At 73.0% G+C, this 3,613-nt stretch carries 4 protein-coding genes and 1 pseudogene; 2 read left to right on the top strand and 3 right to left on the bottom strand.

What is annotated here, in order from left to right:
• From FV230_RS30390 to FV230_RS25900, 3 genes and pseudogenes are all read right to left on the bottom strand, one after another.
• Positions 1-181, bottom strand: a pseudogene (locus FV230_RS30390) (hypothetical protein); the annotation flags it as partial.
• Between the two features lie 380 nt (positions 182-561).
• Positions 562-1,563: an AraC family transcriptional regulator gene (locus FV230_RS25905; protein ID WP_147844430.1), complete on the bottom strand. Its 1,002-nt coding sequence runs from the start codon at positions 1,561-1,563 to the stop codon at positions 562-564.
• Positions 1,564-1,709: 146 nt separating this feature from the next.
• Positions 1,710-2,594, bottom strand: coding sequence for a TIGR01459 family HAD-type hydrolase (locus tag FV230_RS25900; RefSeq protein WP_147844429.1), 885 nt, complete (start codon positions 2,592-2,594; stop codon positions 1,710-1,712).
• A gap of 115 nt (positions 2,595-2,709) precedes the next feature.
• On the opposite strand from FV230_RS25900, the gene FV230_RS25895 reads away from it, so the two are divergent.
• Positions 2,710-2,973, top strand: a complete 264-nt coding sequence (locus tag FV230_RS25895; protein ID WP_147844428.1) for a UPF0175 family protein — start codon at positions 2,710-2,712, stop codon at positions 2,971-2,973.
• A 4-nt stretch (positions 2,974-2,977) separates the two neighbouring features.
• A partial coding sequence (locus tag FV230_RS25890; protein ID WP_147844427.1) for a DUF3368 domain-containing protein occupies positions 2,978-3,613 on the top strand: 636 nt, incomplete at its 3' end.

Below are 3,613 nucleotides of genomic sequence, written 5' to 3'. Positions count from 1 at the left end.
GCGCCGGCCCGCGCCCGGGCGACCCGGCCGGTGCGCGGGTTGCATCGTGCGCCGGCCGCGGGGGGGCCATCGCGGCGCGCGCGGCCGGACCGGGCGTCGTCACGGCCGCATCGCGATCCGCCGGCGGACGAGCCGGGATCGTCTTGCGGGTGCAGGCATCGTTGTTCGCAAGATCCAGCATGCGGGTTCCCGTGCGACGCGCTCGAGGTGCGTAGGATAATCGATCTATGGGTTACAGTCTATTTTGAATAAATACCTTACAAAGACCGTTCGCTATATATTCGGCAGCTCCGATCCGGCGACGATGCAGGATTTGGACCTGCCCTCGAGACCGCCGATCGATAAGAGACCGGATATCGAATCCAAAATGGGATCGAAGTTGCACTCACATACGTTGGTATCCGGTTTTAAACTAGAAGTGTCAAATTTGCGCGATATTTATACTGTTTTGCGCTATATTGATAGCCAGCCCGGATAGGGCCCCGGCGCTCGTCCGGCAGGCCTCCGCATCCGGGCCCGCGGCCCCGAAGCGCCGCGGGCCCCTCACCGCCCGGGGCGCATTCAGCGCGGCCGGCCGGCGTCGCGCCGCGTCTCGGACGGCGCGCAGCCGTACAGCCGCCGGTAGCGCTGCCCGAAATCGCTCATGTGGACGAACCCCCACCGCGCCGCGACCTCGGCGATCGAGAGCGTCGCGCCGCCGCGCGCGGTCAGGTCGTGGTGGACCTTCCGCAGGCGGCGATCGATGATGAACTGCACCGGCGTCTGCCCGATCGCCTGCCGGAACCTGTCCTGCAGCGAGCGGACGCTGATCCCGGCCGCGGCCGCGATGTCGGCCAGCGTCAGCGGGTCGGACAGGTGCGCCTCGATGTAGTCGAGGGCGGCGCGGATGCGCCGGAGCGGCACGTCCTGGCTCTCCTGAGGCGCCGGCATGTCCCGCTTCGGCCAGACCGAGAGCAGCTGGTAGCTCAGGATCTCCTGGATCAATGGGACGATCAGGTTCCCGCGCCGGCTCGGTCCGTGGCTGTGCGCATGGATCTGCCGCAGGGTGCAGAACAGCATCTGCACGCCGGGGGTCGTCATCGCGGCGATCGGCGCGAGCGGCGCGAAGCCGCGGTCGCCGCCGCCCGTCAGCGCCGCGTCGGCGGCCGTCAGGGCCGCGACCGGGATCGTCCCGCCGATGGCGCCGAACCCGCTCGAGGCCTGGACCTCGCGCAGGTCCTCGAAGCCGACCAGCGTGGCGTGGGAGGGCAGGCCGATGGCCTCGCCGGCCCGGTAGCGGTAGGCGATGCTGCCGCTCGTGACGAAGCGGATGGTGACGAGGTCGGCGTCGAATTTCGGCTTGGTGACGAATCCGCTCGCCGAGGCGGTCTCCCACAGGCTGAAGGTCTCGCTCTGGCTGCCGGCGATGCGGATGTCGGGCGCCGCCGAGCGCAGGATGTCGAAGTTGACGGCGATGCCGCCGCGATCGTTGAACAGCTGGAGCTGCCGCAGCGAGCCGATGCGCGCGACGATGCGGTCCTGGGAGCGCCAGGCCGCCGGATCGCGCTGGGCGAGACCGCTCATCCGAGGGGCCTGACCGATCGGGGCGGCGTGGAAGCGGGGCGGCGCATCGTCGGGCAACTCGAAGTGGGGATCGGCTGTGCCGCCGGGGCGATCGACCGCCCCGAAACCGCGCACCGCCGTGCGCGGGCCGTGCCGCGGCCGGCGGGCTACCAGACGAGCCGCTCGATCACCGCGTCGGGCTGCACCGGCTGGCGCGCGAGCCAGGCGGCGACGTCGCCGAGGGTGTGGTGGGCGGCCGAGACGCCGAGCTCCTCGGCGTGGATGCCGCGGGCGACGAGCAGGCTGGCGATGCCGAACCCGCGCGCGCCGGCGATGTCGGTGCGGATCGCGTCGCCCACCGCCAGGACGCGGGCGGGATCGGGCGCGGCGCCCGCGTCGAGGCCGGCGGCGAGCGCGAGCGCGGCCTCGTAGACCGGCCGGTGCGGCTTGCCGGCATAGGTCACCGCGCCGCCGATCGCGGCATAAGCCTCGGCCAGCAGGCCGGCGCAGGGGATGAGCAGGCCGTCGCGCTCGACCACGAGGTCGGGGTTGGCGCAGATCATCGGCACGTCGCGGGCCCTCAGCGCGGCCAGCGTCGCCCGGTAATCCTCGGCCGTCTCGGTGGCGTCGTCGAACAGGCCGGTGTTGACCACGAGATCGCAGGCGTCGGCCGGCACCAGCGTGAGGTCGAGCCCCTCGAAGATCGGGCCGTCGCGCTCCGGGCCGAGATGGTGGATCCGCGCGCCCGGCCGCCGGGCGATCAGCCCGCGGGTGAGGTCGCCCGAGGTCAGCATCGCGTCGTAGGCGGCGCGCGGCACGCCGTAGCCGTCGAGGATGCGCTGCACGCCGGCCCAGGGGCGGGGCGCGTTCGAGACCAGCACCACCCGGCGCGGGCGCGGGCCGGGCCGCTCGCGGAAGGCGATCAGCGCCGCGCCGGCGGCGGTGTGGGCGCGGGTGCCGTCGTGCAGCACGCCCCAGACGTCGCACAGGATCAGGTCGTAGGCATCCGCGATGCCGGACAGGCCGGGCAGCGTCGGGATCGGATCGGGCATCGGCGGTCTCGGGCGGATCTGTCGGGGAAGGCGCCGGCCGGGTTAGGCGCGCCGGCCGGGGTTGGCAATCGCGCGGGGCTTTGCGGGATCGGGCGACCCGGCGTAGCCTCGCGGCATGAACGTGACGGTCCCGATTCCCGACGACCTCGCCCGCCGCCTCGCCGCGGATGGCGGCGACCTCGCGCGCCGCGCGCTGGAGGCCTTCGCGGTCGAGGAGTTTCGCGCCGGGCGGCTGACGCCCCCCGAGTTGCGCACGCTGCTCGGGTTCGGCACCCGTGCGGCGCTCGACGCCTTCCTCAAGGCCCGCAACGTCTTCGTCGTCTACGACCTCACCGACCTGGACGACGACCGCCGCGATCTCGACCGCCTCGGCCTGTGATCCGTTGCGTGCCGTCGCCGATGCCGGGCCGATCCATTATCTCGTGCTGATCGACCGGATCGCGGTGCTGCCGACGCTGCTGGCCGGGGTCGCGATCCCCGACACGGTATGCCGGCAGTGGCGCCATCCCGAAGCTCCCGCGGCCGTGCGACGCTGGATGTCGGCGCCGCCGGCCTGGCCCGCGGTCGAGCCCGATCCGGTCGGGTCGGACCCGTCGCTTGGGCCACTGGATGCCGGGGAACGGGAAGCCATCCGGCTGGCGACGGCGCTCGGGGCGGACCTGATCCTCATGGATGGCCGTGCCGGCGTCGCCGCCGCCCGGGCCAGGGGGGTCGCCGTCACGGGCACGCTCGGCATCGTCGACCTCGCCGTGCGGCGCGGCCTCCTCGATGTGCACGACGCCGTCTCACGGCTCCGGGCGACCAATTTCCGCTGCCGCCCGGCGCTGTTCGAGGCCCTGCTCGCCCGGCATCCTCGCCCCTGGCACGGCTTCCCCCCGATCCGCCATCCCGAAGGGACCCTCCCGATCGGGTACGACCCCTCTAGCTCGCCCGGCGCAGGAAGGCCCGGAACGGGCGGCGCTCCGGCGTCGGCTCGGGCGGGTCGTCCGGGGTCGGGGGGGCGGAGGGGACCGGCGGGG

Origin of the sequence: Methylobacterium sp. WL6, assembly GCF_008040095.1 — a bacterium.
Classification (GTDB): Bacteria; Pseudomonadota; Alphaproteobacteria; order Rhizobiales; family Beijerinckiaceae; genus Methylobacterium.
This window is presented reverse-complemented; position numbering and strand designations above follow the sequence as displayed.